This window comes from Marinobacter sp. OP 3.4, assembly GCF_036224885.1.
GTDB lineage: Bacteria > Pseudomonadota > Gammaproteobacteria > Pseudomonadales > Oleiphilaceae > Marinobacter.
This window is the reverse complement of the sequence record NZ_JAVVLT010000095.1, coordinates 21,511-38,929: the sequence shown is the minus strand read 5'-3', so window position 1 is coordinate 38,929 and position 17,419 is coordinate 21,511. Positions and strand designations below refer to the sequence as shown.

Genomic DNA, 17,419 nt, shown 5'->3' with positions numbered 1-17,419 from the left:
GAGCAACGGACTGTTAATCCGTTTGTCGCTGGTTCGAGCCCAGCTCGGGGAGCCATATTCCGAAAAGCCGCCGCCTTTAACAGGGTTGGCGGTTTTTTTATGGAGGTCGTCATGACCATTCAGATTTTCCCGATCACTGGTAACAATATCCTGCCCTACCTGGACGATGTGGCACAACTGCGGATCCAGGTATTCCGCTCCTTCCCCTATCTCTACGACGGCAGCATGGCGTACGAACAACGCTACCTGTCCACCTACGCCGACTCCCCGGACAGCCTGTTTGTACTGGCACAGGACGGTGATCGGATCGTAGGCGCGGCCACCGCGATCCCCATGGCCCACGAGACCGACGAATTCAAACAGCCCTTCGTGGATCACGGTTACGATCCGGAACGCATTTTCTACTTTGGCGAGTCGGTACTGCTCCCGGAGTATCGGGGCCAGGGCATTGGCGTGGCGTTCTTTGATCATCGCGAGACCCGGGCCCGTGAGCTGGGCGGCTTCACCCACTGCTGTTTTTGCGCCGTCGACAGACCGGCGGATCACCCGGCCCGCCCGGCCGACTATCAGCCCCTGGACACCTTCTGGCGCAATCGAGGATACCAACCGGTACCGGGTCTCACTACCGGTTACGCCTGGACGGATGTGGGGGATCAGTCACAGACCACAAAACCCATGCAGTTCTGGATTCGGCGACTGTCATAAAACCTTCATACGAAAATCGTCAACTACCGCCCCTCGTTGCCGATAAGCAGCTACCGCACTTCCCCTGTCATGACCAGGAGCCGATATCCGCCCATGAACTTTATCTCCCGAAGCATCCTTAACCGTGTGCTTTCCGTTGTTCTCGCCGCCAATCTGCTGGTTGCCGTCTGCGCGACTTTCTACTTCAGCCATTCCCTCAGTTCCAACCGTGAGTACCATGCCCTGGCCAGCGAAAAGATGGTCCATGCCCTGGAAGCCGAAAGTGTCCTCAACCGGTTCAAGACCCAGGTACAGGAGTGGAAGAATGTGCTGATCCGGGGCGGTGACGACGACCAGAGAACCAAGTACTGGCGGCAGTTCCAGGAGCAGGAAGCCGGCATCCAGCAGGCTCTGGACACTCTGGTTCCCCAATTGCCCGAGGGCGAGGCACGATCGCTCCTGAGCCGCTTCCAGGATGCCCACCGACGTATGGGACAGGCCTACCGTGCGGGCTTCGAGGACTTTGTCGCCGCGGACTACGACCACCGGGAAGGTGACCAGGCGGTCCAGGGCATCGACCGGGAACCGGCGCAACTGATTGAAGAAGCGTCAATGCTGATCCGCGAACAGGCCCTGGCCGATGCGGAGTCGTTGAACGAATCCGTCACCCGCAATACCACCCTGATCGGCATCATCATGCTGGCCGCCATCCTGGTCGGGACGCTGCTCTGCATCCTGGTGCTTTCACGCACCGTGGTGCGCCCGGTACGTACCCTGACCGACCAGCTCGACCGCCTGGGCAACGGTGACCTGTCCAGCCCGGTCACCCTCAGACGGAATGACGAGCTGGGACGCCTGGCCGACGCGGCCCGCAACCTGCACGGCTTTCTGTCGGAAACCGGCTCGCTGATGAACCGCTTCTCCGAGCAGCTGTCCGTTACCAGTCAGGCCCTGCAGACCAATGCGCGGCAGGTGGCGGACCATTCGGAGCAGTCCCACCAGCGGATCGACCAGATTGCCACCGCCATGAACGAGATGTCGGCCACCGCCCAGGAAGTGGCGAACCACGCCACATCCGTATCCGGCGAAACCCGCGAGGCCTCCACCGAGGCGACAGAAGCCGATGAACGCACCCAGCAGGCAAGTCACAGCATGGGCAGGCTAAGCGATCAGATCCGCCTGTCCGCTGAAACCGTGGAGAGGCTGGCCGGGGATGGCCGCAAAGTGAGTGACGTCATGGGGGTGATCCGCGAGATCGCCGACCAGACCAACCTGCTGGCCCTCAACGCCGCCATTGAAGCCGCCCGCGCCGGCGAGGCCGGACGTGGTTTTGCCGTCGTGGCCGACGAAGTACGCAGCCTGGCGGCCAAGACCCAGGACGCCACCAAACGGATCGACGGCATCGTGGAGACCATCACCCGGGGTTCCAACGACGCCACGGAGTTCATGAAAGCGAGTGAAATCGTTGCGGGGGAAACCTCGGAGGCCGTGGAAGCGGTCCGCCAGACCCTGGCAGGTATCAGCAACCGCATGGCGCAGATCAACCAGGCCACCATCCAGGTCGCCACCGCTGCGGAGGAACAGACCAACGTGTCCGATGACATCAACCGCAACGTCACCGACGTGGCGGAAACCGCCGAAAAGATGCGGGAAAGCGCGGACGAAAACCTGCGCCGCGTGCCGGAACTGGACACCATGGCCCGGGAAGCGACCGAACTCTCTTCCCGGATCCGGTTGGCCGGTTAATTCACTTCCCGCCAGCCCACAAAGTCCCTGAGCGCCTGGTACGGGGGTACAAACGTACCGGGCTAGCCACCCGATACCACTGTGAACGCCCCCCGGCACCAAGTATCAGCGCCGACCCGCGCCTCAAACTCGCACTGCGCGGCGGCGCCCTGCTCACTTAATACCTGCAACACCAGATCCGCCTTTTGACCGCTCCATAGTGGCCGGGCAATATCAACCCGCAACGTCCTGACTATCACGATAAAGGCACCCCCCATGGCCTCACCCGACGACGTTACCTGGTTGGCGAGCAGACTATGACAGCCGTACAACTGAGCGGCGTACTCCAGGGAAACCCATGGCAACAGATGACCCGTCTCCTCAAGGGGATGTCCGGCGGCATGAATAACGGAAGTATGGGCTTTACCGATATCGTCGGTTTCAAACGTATCAATCAGGGCCATATCGTCGGCATGGGGCAACAGGCGATAGGCCGCCGAAGCGCTCCTTGATGAACCGCCATCGACAGCCCGCTGTTCCGGCGCCGCCAGTGGCTCTGCCCCTTGTCCAAAGGTCCCCCGAGCCAGTACCTCGCCTTCCGCCGCCAATGTCACCCGCCAGGCGTTCGTGCCCTTGGGCTCACAACTCATGGTAATCCGCTGTCCAGGCAACACGGGTTGCTGCAGACGCAATTGCCTGACTTCATCAATCTGCCGTCCGGTAAGGTCACCCAGACGTCGAGCCACCTCCTGGATGGTTACAACCGCGGGCACGATCGGGTTCTCCGGGAAGTGCCCCGGAAGCGCCGGATGATTCGGGGGGATACAAAACTCAATGCTCATACATTTCACTACATTCGAGTCATTCAGACGGGGCAACGCCTGTGTTATAGTTTCGCGCCTATTTTATTACCGATTGGTTACAGGCCGTTAACGGGCGAGATTCTGGCACAGCCTTCTGGACGCGTAAAATGAAGAAAGTGTTGGTGGTCCACTATTCCCAGACCGGGCAGTTGGACAGTATTACAAAGCAGTTCGCCAGGCCACTGGTATCAGCGCCGGACGTTCAAGTGACCTTTGAAAATCTCTGCCCGGAACAACCGTTTCCGTTCCCCTGGCCTTTCCTGACGTTTCTCGACACGTTTCCCGAGTGTGTCCACCGGGATCCACCACCCCTGAAAGCGCTCGACATCCAGGCAGACGACGATTTCGACCTGGTGGTGCTCGCCTATCAGGTCTGGTTCCTGTCTCCGTCGCTGCCCATGACGGCGTTCCTGCAAACTCCCCTGGCAGCCGGACTCCTGAAGGATAAACCCATCGTTACGCTGATCGGTTGCCGCAACATGTGGCTGATGGCCCAGGAAGACATGAAGCAGATGCTGGACGGCCTGGGGGCGAAGCTGGTGGGCAACGTCGCCCTGGTGGATGAAGCTGGCAGTTTCCTCAGCTTCTTTGCCACGCCGTTGTGGATGCTCACCGGGCACCGGGGCCCGTTCCTGGGTGGCCGGATCCCCCGGGCGGGTGTCTCCCAACGGGATATCGACGGTTGCGACCGTTTCGGCATCCGCATCCGCGAACGCTTGCGGGCCGGTGGTCCCCTGGATGAGACCCTGCTTCGCGGGCTGCACGCGGTTACCATCGATGACCGCCTGATCAGCAGCGAGCGTACCGGCAAACGGGCCTTTCGCCTATGGGGGTGCCTGTTGAGAACCCTGGGGCCGAAGGGCTCCTGGCAACGAAAACCCGTACTGGTGTTTTACTCGGTTTTCCTGATTGCCATGATTCTGACCGTGGTGCCCCTGGGTGTATTCATCCGCAAGATCACCACCCCGCTATCCCGCAAGCGCATTGCACGCCTGAGAGCGGATTTCGCCACACCCTCAGGGGAATAACCCTGCTGTTGACAGCCGCGAAGGTCCGGCACAACGTTCGATAAATGAGTCGTCACACCCCATGAACCAGGTTTACATTACCGCCATTGCCGCTACCCTGCCCAACGCTCCCGTCGCCAACGATGAGATGGAATCGATACTGGGTCAGGCCGGACGTAATCCCTCAAAGGCCCGGCGGGTGATCCTCAAGAGCAACGGCATTCGCCAACGTCACTACGCCATTGACCCGGAGACGGGCGAACGCACTCATACCAATGCCCAACTGACCGCGGAAGCGGTCAGGGCCCTGGGGGAAGGCGTACTTGAAAAGATGGACTGCCTGGTCTGTGGCACCAGCCTGCCGGATCAGCTATTGCCCAATCATGGTGTCATGGTACACGGTGAGTTGGGCTCCCCGGCCTGCGAAGTGGTAGCCACCGCCGGTGTCTGCCTGGCCGGCATGTCCGCCATGAAGTATGGCTGGATGAGCGTCGCCAACGGGGTGCATGACACGGTGGTTGCCACCGGCTCGGAACTGGTGTCGGCCGTTATGCGCGGTCGTTCGTTCGCACCGGAAGCCGCCGCAAGCCTCAAGGCGCTGGAAAAACGCCCCGAGGTGGCGTTCGAGAAGGATTTCCTGCGCTGGATGCTGTCCGATGGGGCTGGCGCCGTAAAGATGGAAAAAAGGCCAGCCAGTAACGGACTGTCTCTCCGCATCGACTGGATCGACATCCGTTCCTATGCCAACGAGCTGGAAGCCTGCATGTACGCCGGGGCCCGCAAGCGCGAGGATGGCAGCCTGGAAAGCTGGAAGGATGTGCCCCCGGAAGCATTACTGGCAGAGTCTGTCCTCGCCATCAAGCAAGACGTCAAGCTGCTGAATGAAAACATTGTCAGCACGACGGTGGAGCAGTTCCTGCCGGATATCCTGGAGCGTCGGGGCATTTCCGGGGACGACTATGACTGGTTCCTGCCCCACTATTCCTCCGGTTACTTCCGCCAGCGCCTGTACGACGGCATGGCCCGGGTCGGCATCACCATTCCGTTCGAGCGCTGGGCCACCAACCTGACCGACAAGGGCAACACCGGCTCCGCGTCCATCTACATCATGATGGAGGAACTGTTCCACTCCGGCCGACTGACGCCCGGCGAGAAGATCCTGTGCTATGTGCCGGAAAGCGGTCGTTTCTCCTCCTGCTTCATGCAGCTCACCGTTTGTGGGCCCGGAGCCGGCGATGCGTGACCGGGACGTTCCCCAGGACCAGGCCCGCTCGCTGGAAGGTCAGCGCAAGCGGCTCTACGCCCGGGACGAGTCCGGGCGTTACACCACCGTGCTGTCAAGCGGCTGGGAAGCGGAGGAAGTGGTGCTCGGGCAGGCCGTGGACGAATTCGAGCGCCAGGCCAGGGATGCCAGACAGCGGGTTGAGCAGGGCCTGACCTCCCCCCTGGAGTATCACATGTACGCCCGCCGCATGGACCGGACGGTGCTTGCCCAGGCATCGGGCCTGTTCCGCTGGCAGGTCCGGCGTCACCTGAAGCCAGCGGTGTTCCGGCATCTGCCCGCCAGCAAGCTGGCCCGGTACCAGGACGCACTGCAGCTTACCCGGGAAGAACTCATGCAACTGCCACCGGAACGGGACGGGCAATGACGGATTTCCTTCACCAGCAAACGGCCCACTGCGAAAGTGGTGCGGTGGCCAGCCTGTTGCGCCACAACGGCCTGGACCTGTCAGAACCCATGGTGTTCGGCCTGTCGTCCGCGCTCACCTTCGCCTACATTCCGCTGATCCGTGTGGGCGGCATGCCCATGCTGGCCTACCGGATGCCCCCGGGGCGAATCATCAGCGGGCTAAGTCGCCGGATAGGTGCCCGCTTCGATTTCCAGCGCTTCCGCACCCCCGAGGCCGGGCTTGCGGCCCTGGACAGGCACCTGGATGGCAACCGGCCAGTGGGCCTGCAGGCATCGGTCTACTGGCTGCCCTACTTTCCGGAAAACATGCGGTTTCACTTCAACGCCCACAACCTGGTGGCCTACGGGCGGGAACAGGACGACTACCTGATCAGCGACCCCACGTTCGAGGATACCGTCAGGGCGACCGCCAATGGCCTGCAGCGAGCCCGGTTCGTGAAGGGCATGCTGGCCCCCCGGGGGCTGCTGTACTATCCGACCCGGTTGCCGGACGCGGTGGACTTTGACCAGGCCATCCCGGCGGCCATCCGCAGCACCGTGAACATGATGCTGCGTACGCCACTGCCCATCATCGGGGTAAAGGGGATCCGCCATGTGGCCAGGCGGATCGGACGCTTCTCCCCTGCTGACGATCACTTCAACCGCCTGTTTATCGGTCATATGGTACGCATGCAGGAGGAGATCGGCACCGGTGGCGCGGGCTTCCGCTTCCTGTTCGCATCGTTCCTGCAGGAAGCCGCGACCCTGATCGACAAGCCCCGGCTCGCCCTGTCCGCTGACCAGGTGACCGATGCCGGCGACGAATGGCGGCGGTTCGCCCTGTTCTGCGCCAAGATGCTCAAGGGGCGAATGGCCATGGACTACCAGAAACTGGCCGATCAGCTGATGAAAGTTGCCGCCATGGAAGAATCCGCCTACCGGCAGTTGCTGTCGGCAAACCTCCGGGGATAGTTCACGGGTTCATTGGGAGGTTACCGGGCCGGGTTAAGTCGAACCCCGTGGTAGCGATTGGCTCCATCCGGGGCCAGTAGCAACAGGGGGTGCTGTTGACCGCCCTCCAGATAGCGGACGATGGCACCGCCCATGGCAGCGGGATAGCATGCCAGACCCGCTTGGTAGCGTGGCAGGTGCGCTACCGGCGCCGGAAGGTCTGTATCCTGCTCCGGCCACCAGATGCCTGCCCCGTCCGCACTTGCCTCTTCCATCCAGTCCGACAGCGCTTCCTCATTCGCCAGGGTGGCGAGGTGCGATAGTGTGGCCAGCCCGGGCTCACTATCCTCCGCCGACGCTCTCCGATTGTGGGGGGACACCCTGAACCAGTGGCTTCCTTCGCCCAGCGGTGTGCCAGGGGCGACATCCAGGCGCCTGCGGTGTTCCTCCAGGGGCATGGACGATTCGTCCACCACCCCCACCAGGGCCTGCCTTATGGACCCGCCCGCCAGATCCGCCACGGCCAGTTGCAGGGCGGCGATCAGCGAGGCATCCTGCCGGGACACAAACAGATTGCGGCCATCCAGCCCCAGATTGCGGGCCACGTAGTATCCGGCGGAGTTGCTGAGGGTATTGATGAAGTTGGCCGGCTTGGGCACGCTGCCGCCAGCCACCATCTGCTGGTGCACCGTGATGGTATTGCTCAGGGAGGCAAACCGTGAACCGATGTACAGGCCGGTATCACTGGCCAGCCCGGTATCGCCGACACAGCGTCCCGAGCCGATCAGCGCCAGTTGGGTGTACCGGTCGATGCGCCGGAACCGCTCCCGGCTTACCGCTGCCAGTGTCTCCCGCAGCGGATCCGGGCCCCTGTCAGGGTCTATGGTCCGGTAGAAATCGCCAAGGGCCTGGATGGTCAGTGGCGGGCTGAAAGGCGTCATGGTCCGCTCCGTCTGTTCAGCACCAGACTGGCATTGTTGCCACCGAAACCGAAAAAGTTCAGCAGGTAACTGCCGTCCTCCGCCTCCCGCCCAGCCGTCATCGGGGCAACCTGCAGGGCATCGTCCGCTTCCGCGAACCCGGTGCTGGCCGGCAGCCGGTTCTGGCCGAGGCAGGCCTCCATCAGGATGGTTTCCATTACGCCGCAACTGCCCAGGGTATGGCCGAGGGCGGACTTGAGGGAAAAGAAATCCGGCAGTTCATGGAATAACCGACGCATTCCGGCAGCCTCACTGGTGTCATTCAGTGGCGTGGCGGTGCCATGGGCCTTGATGGCCAGGATCCGCTCCCCGGCAATACCGGCGTCCGCCAGGGCCGCGGCCATTACCGAGGCGATGGAGCTGCCATCAGGATGGGAGGCGGATATGCTGTAGGTGTCGCAATTACTGGCGCCACCGGCCAGGTAACAGGCCCCGCTGTCGACACTGTCCGCCTCCAGCAACAACACGCCGCAGCCCTCCCCCAGCACCAGACCATCCCGTCGCCGGTCAAACGGCCTCATGGTGTCCGTGGCCATCAGCTGCATACCATGGAAGCCGGACAGCGTGGTGTGGTTGCGGGCCTCCAGGCCCACCACCAGGGCGCGGTCGCATTGTCCGTTACGGATGGCGGTCAGCGCACCCAGCAGGGCGTTGGCAGTGGCGGTGCAGGCGGTGTTGAGCGAAAAATCCGGCCCCGTCAGACCATGCTGCATTTGCAGATGGCGGCTGATCTGGCCAAACCCATCCAGTGGCAATGGCATTGCCGACGCCGGGCTTTGTGCCAACTGTTGCCGGTAGCGCGACTCACCCATGCCGATGCCATAACAGGACGAGCCGATAAACACCGGCATACCCGCCCGCTGCGAGGCGGAAAGAGGTGCCCGCTCGAACAGTTCCGCCAGGGCCTGATCCAGCAGCCATGCCAGTCGCTCGCCGGCATCGTCCGGGCCGCCCTCGACGCCATGGTAGGGTACAGACAGGGGCTCATCGAAACCGGCCAGGACCAGTTGCCCGGCCTGTCGCTCAGGTGTCGCCATCAACGTCCGTACCGAGTCAGCCACACCCCGTCCCAGGCTGCTGATCATTCCGGTGGCTGCGATTCTGGCTTGGCGGGCCATGGGGTGCTCCTGATCTCCAAGAAGGCCCAATGGGTCAGTCCGCGACAATAAAGGCCGCCAGCTTGTCCACCGATGTCAGGGCCAGTCGGGTTTCGTTACCACTGTCGATGTGCTTTCCAAAACGCCGCTTCACCTCCAGGGAGATGCTCAGGGCGTCCAGTGAATCCAGATCCAGGCGGCTGTCCGGGCCAATCAGGAACTCATTGTCCCTGATGTCGTCCGATTCCACATCCACATCGCATTCTTCAACAATCAGCTTTTTGAGTTCAACTTTCAGGTCTTCAACGTTCATACGACGACATCTTCCAACGGGTCATATCAGTCAATCAGGCGCTCGCGGAGCGACGGGAAAAGACAAAGGTCAGCGCCAGCATCAGCGCGGCAAAGCCGAGCAGGCCACCGGTTTCGGGCAACACATCCACCACCGTGCCATGACGGAGCAGGATGTCGAAAAAGCCCTCGAGCCCCCAGGCCATGGGCGAGAAATCCCCCAGCTGACGCATGGCCTCCGGCATCAGGAAACGGGGCACCATCACACCGCCGATGGCGGCCATGATGATATTGAACACCGCCGCCACGATGGTTGCCTGCTCCACGGTAGAGGTGATCTGGGCAATAAACAGCGCGTAGCATACCGCCGCCAGGCTCGCCGCCACCGAGACCAGCACCAGGCCAGCGGGGTGACTGCCCAGGGTCAGCTGGTCACCGCCGAGCAGAGGGACCAGGTACAGGCCGATCAGGAACAGCAGCACCACCTGCATCAGGTTGACCAGCAGGTATGGTACCACCTTGCCCGCCAGTACCCGGGCGCGGGACACTCCCATGGTTTGCAGGCGCATCAGCGTGCCCTGCTGGCGTTCGTGGATCAGGGTGGTGGACAGGGGCACGGCGATGAAGAACATCGCGAACAGCAGCCAGGCCGGAACATTGTGCTGCACCGAAGACGGCAACACGCCGCTGTCATCAAACAGCGATTCCGAATCCACCAGGGGCGTGCTGGTGTCGAGCGCACCGGCACTGATGCCCGGCAGGGACGCCATGCGGTACTGCAGGTAGAAACGGTTGAGCAGTTCCGTCACCCGTGCTTCGGCGATGCCAGCGAAAACCGGCGATGTGCCCGGTGCCACCAGAAGCTTGACGGCCCGGGCCCGTGCCACCAGGTTCTGTTCGAAATCAGGCCTGATGACCACCAGGAACATCACTTCGTCGGCCCTGGCACGCTGGCGCAGTTCCGTCTCGGGGGCGTCGGCCGTCACCCGGTTGAAGGGGCTCACCGCGCCCAGTTCCCGGGCAAAGGCGGCGCTGAACTGGCCGCCATCCTGGTTGACCAGAAAAAAATCCAGCCGGGTTTCGTGGTTCATGGCGTACTGGTTCTGCAACGCGAACGTCATGATCAGCACAAACACCGCCGGCATCACAAACAGCAGCAGGAGGCCGTGGGGATCCCGGCTCAGCAGCAGGAATTCCTTGCGTATCAGGGCTCGGAACAGGCTCATATCAGTCCCTCAGCTGCCTATGGGTCAGGTTGAGGAACAGGGTTTCCAGGCTGCCCTCCCCCTCTACAAGCAGATCCGCCAGGGGACCTTCCCGCAACAGACGACCGTGATCCATGATGGCCACGCGGTCGCAAAGGTCTTCCACCTCTTCCATGTAATGAGAGGTGTAGATAACCGTCGTGCCTTCCCGGTTCAGGTCGCGGATGGTCTCCAGGATGAAATGCCGGGAATGGGGGTCGATACCCACCGTGGGTTCGTCCAGCAGCAGCAAACGCGGGCTCGGCAATAACCCGATGGCCAGGTTCAGGCGTCGCTTGAGCCCCCCGGACAGACGTCCCGCGCGCTCCTGCAGACGGTCCTGGATGCCGGCGCGCCGGGCGCAGTGGTCCACTCGTTCCGCTATCTGCGACTCTGGCAGCCCCTGGACCCCGGCAAAGAACGTCAGGTTCTCGCCCACCGTGAGCGGCAGGTAGAAGGCGTACTCCTGGGGCACCAGCGCCAACCCGGTGGCCGGGCGGCGTGAGGCTACGTCCTGCCCGTTCAGCAAGATTCGCCCGGGCGGACAGGGCAGCAATCCCGTCAGTAACGACAGCAGGGTGGTCTTGCCGGCACCGTTCGGGCCCAGCAGGCCGAATAGCGCACCGTCAGCCACGGTCAGGCTGATACCGTCCAGTACTGGTGCAGAGCGGGGCGAATACTGGTATGACAGGGTATCTATGATAACCAAGGTGATGCTGTCCACTGATGGACCGCCGGCATTATTGACCACGCCGGGGCGTTGTTATAGTAAAAGTTGCTACAGTAAAAACGGGATGAACAACCGGCTTCGATGTCGGTAGAGCTCATAGTCGTGACCAAAGAAGTGGCGGTTTTCCCGCTCCTCTACCCGGGCCGTCAGCAATAACGCCACGGATACCCCCAGGGCCACCAGCAGGCCGCTTGCCGTGATGTCCTTGAGATATACCCCCCAACACAGGAACAGCAGGGAGGTATACATGGGATGGCGCACGTACCGGTAGATACCACTGGTCACCAACCGTGCGGTGTTCTCAAAGGCGAAGTTCTCATCCGGCTGCTCCTCGCTTCGTCGTCCGCCATCCTGCCTGAGGCGGTACAGGCCACTGATCAGGAAGTACGCTGACAGGGCCAGCAATACCGTGGCCATCGCCTGATGCCACGAGAACAGCCTTTCATGCCAAAGGGGCAGCCCCCGTACCAGCAGCCAGAGGATGCCGGCAAAGGCAAAGAAGCGGTAGAATCCGTGGCAGCGGGGATTCATAAGCTGCCGGCGGCAACACCACACCAGTACCAGCAGCAGCCCCAGAAAGGTCAGCACCTGCACCCTGCCCGCTCCCGGAAAAACACCACCGGCCTGACAGACATCACGACGACCAGCGCCGGAAGATCAGCGAGGTATTGATACCGCCAAAGGCGAAGTTATTGCTCATCACGTACTCGCAATCCAGTACCCGTTGCTCCCCGGTGATGTAGTCCAGCTCCGCGCACTCTGGATCCACCTGCTCAAGGTTGGCAGTGTGATGGAAGCGACCCTGGTTCATCATTTCCACGGCCACCCAGGCCTCCAATGCGCCACAGGCACCCAGGGTATGGCCGGTGTAGCTCTTGAACGCGCTGATCGGTACCCGGTTGCCCAGGATATCGGCGGTGGCGTGGGTTTCCGCCACATCGCCGCGATCGGTGGCAGTACCGTGGGCACTGACATAGCCGATGGCTTCGGGCGCCAGGTTCGCATCGTCCAGGGATCGCTCCAGGGCGTTGCGCATGGTCTCGCGGGTGGGCTGGGTGATATGGGCACCATCGGAGTTGGTGCCAAACCCGACAATTTCACCGTAGATGGTCGCGCCCCGGGCTTTCGCATGCTCCAGCTCTTCCAGGATCAGCGAACAGGCGCCCTCACCCACCACCAGGCCGTCGCGGCTGGCATCGAACGGTCGGGGGCTCAGGTGCGGCGTATCATTGGCGGTGCTGGTGGCGTAGAGAGTGTCGAACACCGCTGCCTCGGTGGCACAGAGCTCCTCCGCGCCGCCGGCAACCATCAGGGTCTGCTGACCGTACTTGATGGCTTCATAGGCATAGCCGATGCCCTGGCTGCCCGAGGTGCAGGCGCTGGAGGTGGTAACGACCCGCCCCTTGAGCCCGAAGAAGACGCCGATGTTCACCGGCGCCGTATGGGACATCATGCGGATATAGGAAGTGGCATTCAGCCCATCCACCGCCTCGTGGATCAACATGTTGCCGAATTCCGCCACCGCGCTGGGCGAGCCTGCGGAAGAACCGTAGGACACCCCCATGCGGCCATCGCGGATACTGTCGTCATCCAGCAGCCCGGCCTTCTCCAGGGCCAGCTCGGACGCCCGGGTGGCCATCAGGGCGATACGGCCCATGCCCCGGATTGCCCGACGGGAATAATGGGCGGGCCGCTCGAAGTCGGTCACCGGCCCACCCAGCCGGGTATTGAGGCCGGAGTACCGCTCCCAGTCATCCATTCGGCGCACCCCGGTGCGGCCATTCTCCAGGTTGCCCCAGATGGTCTCCCAGTCACTGCCAATGGGGGAAATACCCGCCATTCCGGTGATCACCACCCGTTTCATCAGCACATACCTCCATTCACCGAAATGACCTGTCGGGTGATATAGCCAGCGTCCCCGGACATCAGGAAGCTGATGGTGGCCGCCACTTCATCGGGCGTACCCAGACGCTGGCTGGGAATCATCTTCAGGGCCTCTTCCACCGGCACATCGTCCAGCATTTCAGTTTCGATCAGCCCCGGAGCCACGCAGTTAACGGTGATCCGGCGCTTGGCCAGCTCCACCGCCAGGGCCTTGCTGGCACCGATGATGCCGGCCTTGGCTGCGCTGTAGTTCACCTGCCCGCGGTTGCCGATCAGCCCCGACACAGATGACAGGGTCACAATCCGTCCGGGTTGGCGACGTCGCACCATGGGCATGATGAGCGGGTTGAGTACGTTGTAGAAGCCATCCAGGTTGGTATGCAGCACCGTGTCCCAGTCTTCCCCCGGAATGGCCGGAAAAGCGTTGTCGCGAGTCACACCGGCGTTGCAGACAACACCGTAGTAAGCGCCGTGGGCCTCCACATCCGCCAGCAGAACGTCCGAAGTCTGCTGGCGGTCGGCAATATCGAACTGCAGGATACGGGCATTCCGGCCCAGGGCCGTGATTTCCTGTGCCACGGCCTCTGCCTGCTCACGCTGGCTACGGCAATGCAGCACTATGTCGTAACCCTCCCGGGCCAGGCGCAGGGCTGTTGCCTTGCCAATACCCCGGGATGAACCGGTTACCAGAACGGTTTCTGTCATGATTCCACCTTTAACAGGTCATCAAACTCTTCGGGCTGAAATACGTTCAGACGGGCGCTGGCTTCAAAGGCCTGTCCACGGGGCTCCCTGCCGCTGATCCGGCAATTAAACACACCCACACCATTGTCACCCTTCATTTCCTGATCCACCCGGATCCTCAGGGTGGAGCCTTCAACAAATCCGGCAACGCTGGTCTCATAACGACGGCTTCCCAACAGGAAGCCCACCCTGACCGGCCTTCCCTCTGTCAGTGCCTGGGTTCCGGCCCAGGCGGCGACGGCCTGGGCCATGTATTCAATACCCACCCACGCTGGTACTTCACCCTGTTCCAGGAACAGGTTGGCCCGGGTGATGACCGCCCGCGCCTCAAGCCAGGTGTCACCATGGCCCATTATCCGGTCCAGCAGGCTGATGTCACCCCGATGGCGGATCAGCTCGTCCACCGACCATTGCGGTTGTGTCCCATCCATCGCCGTGCTCATTAACGGTGCTCCTCATCGGCGGCGCTCAGCACCAGGGCGATGTTGTTGCCGCCAAAGGCAAAGGAGTTGCTCAGCACGTTCCGGGGGGCGGCCCCTTCTCCGGCCTGATCCGGCGACACCAGTGTGAGGGGCGGCATGTCCGGGTCTTCCTCGGCATCCCAGAAGTGCGGAGGCAACAGACCAGTACCCGTAAGGCTAAGCCAGCAGAAGGCCGCTTCCAGCGCGCCCGCGGCTCCCAGGGTGTGGCCGGTCAGGGGCTTGGTGGAGCTGCAGGGCAGCGTATCGCCAAACACCGAGGTCACCGCCAGGCTCTCCATGCGGTCATTCTGGGGTGTGGCGGTACCGTGAAGATTGAGGTAATCGATGGCGCCAGGAGCCAGGCCGGCATCGTCAAGCGCAGCCAGCATCGCGCCCCGGGCACCCCGCCCTTCCGGATGTGGCGCGGAAATATGATGCGCATCCGAGGTTTCGCCAGCACCGGCCAATGCCACCGGGCCTGGTTGCTGACTCATCACGAACAGGCACGCCGCCTCACCGATATTGATGCCATTGCGGTTGCGGCTGAAGGGGTTGCAGGTGGTCTCGCTGACGGAATCCAGGGCACTGAAGCCATTGACCGTGAGTCGGCACAGGGTATCGACGCCACCGCAGATCACCACGTCGCAAACCCCCGTCAGGATCAGCCGGCGGGCACTGGCCAGGGCCTTGGCCCCGGAGGAACAGGCGGTGGAAATGGTGATGGCCGGGCCGGAGGTCCCCAGGTACCGGGCCAGAAACCGCGCCGGGCCGCCTATTTCCTGCTGCTGATAGTGATACCACGAGGGCAGCGGGCGGTCTGTCTCACGCTCCGCAAAGGCCCGCTCGGCATCACCGATACCGGAGGTGCTGGTACCCAGGATGATACCGATGCGATGGGCCGGATGTGCCTCCAGTGCCTGATCCACCTGATCACGGATTTGCGCCAGGGCCGCCAGCAGCAGGCGGTTGTTGCGGCTGTTCTCGCGCGCATCGTCCAGGGCAAAGGCCGTCAGGTCGGCAGATACCACGCCAAGGGGAAGCCTCCGCCCCGGCGTATACTGGTCGGTAACCGTCAGCTCCCGGGGCTTATCGGCAAACAGGGGCTGTGCCACCTCATCCGTGCTGTTACCCAGGGCACAGAGAATCGCCGGCTTTTGCAGATAGACTGTGTGATTCATGGTTGACTGCGCTCAGGCCTTCCAGCCGCCAGGGGTCCGTTCGCTGACCGGCGCCCGGCAGCGTCCCGGTCCGGTGTTCTTTCCACCACCTTGAGGGTATCCACCTCGATGACGACGCCCGATCGGTGGTGCTCAATCAGTACCGAAGCATCCGGCACCAGGCAGTCTGTCCCGCCCGTCAACCGGGCGCGACAGGTTACCGTAATGTTAGTTTCGCCCTCAAGCAGCAGGTGTCGTTTTCCCGTGTCTATCTGTAACGTCCAGTGACCATGGTAATGCCGGCGCAGAATGTCTTCTGGCAGGTAGGCCAGCTGGATCTGGGCCAGCAGCCATTCGGCGGGCAGGGTCTCGTCCAGGCCCGGTGCCTGCCAGGTTTCCAGCGTGTGGCCGTCCCAGCGGATCTCCAACAGACGTTGACCGGTAATGCCCAAGCCGTTCACCTGCAGACGATCCGGTGACAGGGTGGTAACCGCCAGCATTCGCCGGGTATCACCGTCTGGCGTCCGGATCATCAACCGCTGGTTCATCTGGATCACCCGCGTGGTTTCCTGGGGTGGCACCAGCGCCGGTGTTTCCGGCCCTGACGCCTGCATCAGGGTCTGGCACCCGGTCAGGGTCAGCAGCAGCGACAACAGGATGGCAATACCAGCGGCCGTTCTCATGGATGGCACCACATCACCCCCGGCATAACTCTGCCAGCACCCGCAGACGGCGGCGGCTTTCACTGACATAGGGGTTGTCCGTGTCCCAGGCGTAGCCCGCGAGAATCGATGAGATCATCTCCCGCACCGGAACCGACGGATTCTCCGCAAAAATCACGTCCTGGAAGCTGCCGTCGTACCAGCCGTCCACATAGGTGCGGAAGGTGTCGACGCCCTGCTTCAGGGGTCGGGCGAAGTCCTTCTCCCAGTCCACGATCTCACCACGGAGCTGGCGATCCAGGAGGTTTGCCGCAAGACTGGCGGACTTCATGGCAATGGTGACCCCGGAGGAAAACACCGGATCGAGGAATTCCGCGGCATTGCCCAGCAGCGCAAAATGACGGCCCCAGAGCTGCTTCACATTGGCGGAATAGCCACGGATTTCCCGGGCCGGTGTATCCCATTGGGCATTGGCCAGCAGCCGGGCCAGATTCGGATCCTGGTGAACGATCTGCCACAGGCGTTGCCCGGCGTTGCCCTGGTGACGCTCCACAAATTCGGGACGGGCCACCACCCCCAGGGAACTGCGGCCATTGCCGAAGGGAATCAGCCAGTACCAGACATCGCGATGCTCCGGATGCACCGTGATCAGAATCTTGTCACGATCATGGTCGGCAGCATCGATGCGGTCCTCCACATGGGTAAACAGCGACATACGAACCGGGAAGGACGACGGGGTTTCCAGATCCAGAAAGCGGGGCAACACCCGACCAAAACCACTGGCATCCAGTACGAAACGGGCGCTGACCTGGCAGGCCCCGCCCTCATCGGTCTGCACATCCACCCGGGGCCTGTCGCTCTCAAAATCCACCGCCACAATTTCATGACCGAAGCGGACATCAGCGCCGGCCTTTTCCGCCTCCCCGGCCAGGATCTGGTCGAAGCGGGCCCGCTCCACCTGAAAAGTAGTGCCCGGCCCATGGGAGAACTTCTCCCGGAAATCGAAGGCAGTGTCACGGCCCGCATGGTGAAAGGCAGCACCGTTCTTGTACTGGAAGCCGCCCGCCTCCACCGCTTCGGTCATCCCCGCTTCGGCCACAAAGGCCATGCACTGGGGCAACAGGCTTTCGCCTATGGAGAAGCGGGGGAAATGCTGCTTTTCCAGCACCAGCACATCCCAGCCCTTCTTCCTCAGCAGGCCAGCCGCCACCGCACCCGACGGGCCCGCGCCAATAATCAGCACATCCGTCGTTATTTCCACCGAGCTCAA

Annotated in this window: 19 protein-coding genes; 6 read left to right on the top strand and 13 right to left on the bottom strand. The window is 62.4% G+C overall.

Going from position 1 to position 17,419, the window contains the following annotated elements; genetic code table 11:
• Nucleotides 1–117 precede the first annotated feature (117 nt).
• Nucleotides 118–705, top strand: a complete 588-nt coding sequence (locus RO069_RS15260; RefSeq protein ID WP_442915379.1) for a GNAT family N-acetyltransferase — start codon at nt 118–120, stop codon at nt 703–705.
• Between the two features lie 93 nt (nt 706–798).
• Nucleotides 799–2,430: a methyl-accepting chemotaxis protein gene (locus RO069_RS15255; RefSeq protein WP_328188677.1), complete on the top strand. Its 1,632-nt coding sequence runs from the start codon at nt 799–801 to the stop codon at nt 2,428–2,430.
• A gap of 62 nt (nt 2,431–2,492) precedes the next feature.
• Here RO069_RS15255 and RO069_RS15250 read toward each other — a convergent pair whose 3' ends face one another.
• A complete protein-coding gene (locus tag RO069_RS15250; RefSeq protein ID WP_328188675.1) occupies nt 2,493–3,182 on the bottom strand; it encodes a hypothetical protein in 690 nt (229 codons plus the stop codon).
• 197 nt (nt 3,183–3,379) lie between these two features.
• Between RO069_RS15250 and RO069_RS15245 the strand changes: the two genes are divergently transcribed.
• The 4 genes from RO069_RS15245 to RO069_RS15230 all read left to right on the top strand — a co-directional run bounded on the left by RO069_RS15245 (nt 3,380) and on the right by RO069_RS15230 (nt 6,920).
• Nucleotides 3,380–4,300 carry a dialkylrecorsinol condensing enzyme gene (locus tag RO069_RS15245; protein ID WP_328188673.1) on the top strand — a complete coding sequence of 307 codons (921 nt, stop codon included), beginning with the start codon at nt 3,380–3,382 and terminating at the stop codon, nt 4,298–4,300.
• A 61-nt stretch (nt 4,301–4,361) separates the two neighbouring features.
• Nucleotides 4,362–5,522, top strand: coding sequence for a beta-ketoacyl-ACP synthase III (locus RO069_RS15240; protein WP_328188671.1), 1,161 nt, complete (start codon nt 4,362–4,364; stop codon nt 5,520–5,522).
• Nucleotides 5,515–5,928 (top strand): hypothetical protein, encoded by a 414-nt coding sequence (locus tag RO069_RS15235; protein WP_328188670.1) that lies wholly within the window; start codon nt 5,515–5,517, stop codon nt 5,926–5,928. The genes RO069_RS15240 and RO069_RS15235 overlap by 8 nt, the downstream gene beginning before the upstream one ends.
• Complete coding sequence (locus tag RO069_RS15230) at nt 5,925–6,920, top strand: BtrH N-terminal domain-containing protein (protein WP_328188669.1); 996 nt, start codon at nt 5,925–5,927, stop codon at nt 6,918–6,920. The genes RO069_RS15235 and RO069_RS15230 overlap by 4 nt, the downstream gene beginning before the upstream one ends.
• Nucleotides 6,921–6,940: 20 nt before the next feature.
• Here RO069_RS15230 and RO069_RS15225 read toward each other — a convergent pair whose 3' ends face one another.
• From RO069_RS15225 to RO069_RS15170, 12 genes are all read right to left on the bottom strand, one after another.
• Nucleotides 6,941–7,840, bottom strand: a complete 900-nt coding sequence (locus RO069_RS15225) for a beta-ketoacyl synthase N-terminal-like domain-containing protein (protein ID WP_328188667.1) — start codon at nt 7,838–7,840, stop codon at nt 6,941–6,943.
• Complete coding sequence (locus tag RO069_RS15220) at nt 7,837–8,997, bottom strand: beta-ketoacyl synthase N-terminal-like domain-containing protein (RefSeq protein ID WP_328188665.1); 1,161 nt, start codon at nt 8,995–8,997, stop codon at nt 7,837–7,839. The genes RO069_RS15225 and RO069_RS15220 overlap by 4 nt, the downstream gene beginning before the upstream one ends.
• Nucleotides 8,998–9,031: 34 nt before the next feature.
• Nucleotides 9,032–9,289: an acyl carrier protein gene (locus RO069_RS15215; RefSeq protein WP_328188663.1), complete on the bottom strand. Its 258-nt coding sequence runs from the start codon at nt 9,287–9,289 to the stop codon at nt 9,032–9,034.
• Between the two features lie 34 nt (nt 9,290–9,323).
• The gene (locus RO069_RS15210; protein ID WP_328188661.1) at nt 9,324–10,493 is read right to left on the bottom strand and encodes an ABC transporter permease; all 1,170 of its coding nucleotides are present in this window, start codon (nt 10,491–10,493) and stop codon (nt 9,324–9,326) included.
• A 1-nt stretch (nt 10,494) separates the two neighbouring features.
• Nucleotides 10,495–11,220 (bottom strand): ABC transporter ATP-binding protein, encoded by a 726-nt coding sequence (locus tag RO069_RS15205; protein ID WP_328188659.1) that lies wholly within the window; start codon nt 11,218–11,220, stop codon nt 10,495–10,497.
• 69 nt (nt 11,221–11,289) lie between these two features.
• Nucleotides 11,290–11,835: a methyltransferase family protein gene (locus tag RO069_RS15200; protein ID WP_328188657.1), complete on the bottom strand. Its 546-nt coding sequence runs from the start codon at nt 11,833–11,835 to the stop codon at nt 11,290–11,292.
• Nucleotides 11,836–11,875: 40 nt separating this feature from the next.
• Nucleotides 11,876–13,105 (bottom strand): beta-ketoacyl-ACP synthase, encoded by a 1,230-nt coding sequence (locus RO069_RS15195; protein WP_328188655.1) that lies wholly within the window; start codon nt 13,103–13,105, stop codon nt 11,876–11,878.
• Nucleotides 13,105–13,830, bottom strand: a complete 726-nt coding sequence (locus RO069_RS15190) for a 3-ketoacyl-ACP reductase FabG2 (RefSeq protein ID WP_328188653.1) — start codon at nt 13,828–13,830, stop codon at nt 13,105–13,107. The genes RO069_RS15195 and RO069_RS15190 overlap by 1 nt, the downstream gene beginning before the upstream one ends.
• Entirely contained in the window at nt 13,827–14,312 is a 486-nt protein-coding gene (locus tag RO069_RS15185) for a hotdog family protein (protein ID WP_328188651.1), read from the bottom strand. Before RO069_RS15185 ends, RO069_RS15190 begins: the two co-directional genes overlap by 4 nt.
• On the bottom strand, nt 14,312–15,508 hold the full coding sequence (locus RO069_RS15180) for a beta-ketoacyl-[acyl-carrier-protein] synthase family protein (protein WP_328188649.1): 1,197 nt from the start codon (nt 15,506–15,508) through the stop codon (nt 14,312–14,314). Before RO069_RS15180 ends, RO069_RS15185 begins: the two co-directional genes overlap by 1 nt.
• A complete protein-coding gene (locus RO069_RS15175) occupies nt 15,505–16,170 on the bottom strand; it encodes a DUF3261 domain-containing protein (RefSeq protein ID WP_328188647.1) in 666 nt (221 codons plus the stop codon). The genes RO069_RS15180 and RO069_RS15175 overlap by 4 nt, the downstream gene beginning before the upstream one ends.
• 13 nt (nt 16,171–16,183) lie before the next feature.
• Nucleotides 16,184–17,419 carry an NAD(P)/FAD-dependent oxidoreductase gene (locus RO069_RS15170; RefSeq protein WP_328188645.1) on the bottom strand — a complete coding sequence of 412 codons (1,236 nt, stop codon included), beginning with the start codon at nt 17,417–17,419 and terminating at the stop codon, nt 16,184–16,186.

Excerpts from the sequence above, each read along its gene's own strand:
- RO069_RS15215 (WP_328188663.1), bottom strand. The coding sequence starts at position 9,289 with ATGAACGTTGAAGACCTGAAAGTTGAACTCAAAAAGCTGATTGTTGAA.
- RO069_RS15225 (WP_328188667.1), bottom strand. The coding sequence starts at position 7,840 with ATGACGCCTTTCAGCCCGCCACTGACCATCCAGGCCCTTGGCGATTTC.
- RO069_RS15245 (WP_328188673.1), top strand. The coding sequence starts at position 3,380 with ATGAAGAAAGTGTTGGTGGTCCACTATTCCCAGACCGGGCAGTTGGAC.
- RO069_RS15230 (WP_328188669.1), top strand. The coding sequence starts at position 5,925 with ATGACGGATTTCCTTCACCAGCAAACGGCCCACTGCGAAAGTGGTGCG.
- RO069_RS15185 (WP_328188651.1), bottom strand. The coding sequence starts at position 14,312 with ATGAGCACGGCGATGGATGGGACACAACCGCAATGGTCGGTGGACGAG.
- RO069_RS15195 (WP_328188655.1), bottom strand. The coding sequence starts at position 13,105 with ATGAAACGGGTGGTGATCACCGGAATGGCGGGTATTTCCCCCATTGGC.
- RO069_RS15235 (WP_328188670.1), top strand. The coding sequence starts at position 5,515 with ATGCGTGACCGGGACGTTCCCCAGGACCAGGCCCGCTCGCTGGAAGGT.
- RO069_RS15240 (WP_328188671.1), top strand. The coding sequence starts at position 4,362 with ATGAACCAGGTTTACATTACCGCCATTGCCGCTACCCTGCCCAACGCT.
- RO069_RS15210 (WP_328188661.1), bottom strand. The coding sequence starts at position 10,493 with ATGAGCCTGTTCCGAGCCCTGATACGCAAGGAATTCCTGCTGCTGAGC.
- RO069_RS15220 (WP_328188665.1), bottom strand. The coding sequence starts at position 8,997 with ATGGCCCGCCAAGCCAGAATCGCAGCCACCGGAATGATCAGCAGCCTG.
- RO069_RS15190 (WP_328188653.1), bottom strand. The coding sequence starts at position 13,830 with ATGACAGAAACCGTTCTGGTAACCGGTTCATCCCGGGGTATTGGCAAG.
- RO069_RS15175 (WP_328188647.1), bottom strand. The coding sequence starts at position 16,170 with ATGAGAACGGCCGCTGGTATTGCCATCCTGTTGTCGCTGCTGCTGACC.
- RO069_RS15180 (WP_328188649.1), bottom strand. The coding sequence starts at position 15,508 with ATGAATCACACAGTCTATCTGCAAAAGCCGGCGATTCTCTGTGCCCTG.
- RO069_RS15255 (WP_328188677.1), top strand. The coding sequence starts at position 799 with ATGAACTTTATCTCCCGAAGCATCCTTAACCGTGTGCTTTCCGTTGTT.